The 291-nt window shown below is 31.3% G+C and carries 1 pseudogene; it reads left to right on the forward strand.

Annotated features, from left to right (window positions below):
* Positions 1-291 (forward strand): annotated as a pseudogene (locus SCA31_RS22940) (DUF4173 domain-containing protein); the annotation flags it as partial.

Raw genomic sequence — 291 nt, forward strand, 5'->3', positions numbered from 1 at the left:
GATTATTCATTGCCTTTAATTATTGGAATTATGCTGTTGAAAGATTTATTTATAAAAACAACAGGATGCTGGATAATCACTTTCAGGATAAAGATAAAATCCAGAAATCTACGTACTCATTTCTCGATCTTGATGCTGAAAGGATGAGTGGCGTTGTTTCATTCTTTTGTTTAAATATTTTATTGATTTTCTTTATCGTCACTTACAATTACGAACAATTTTATGAAGTTTCCAAAACCCCGGTTCAGCTTTCAGAAGAAACCCATGAGAGAGTAAATGCTGTAATCATAT

The sequence above is a fragment of the Chryseobacterium sp. SIMBA_028 genome, from assembly GCF_046535285.1.
GTDB lineage: Bacteria > Bacteroidota > Bacteroidia > Flavobacteriales > Weeksellaceae > Chryseobacterium.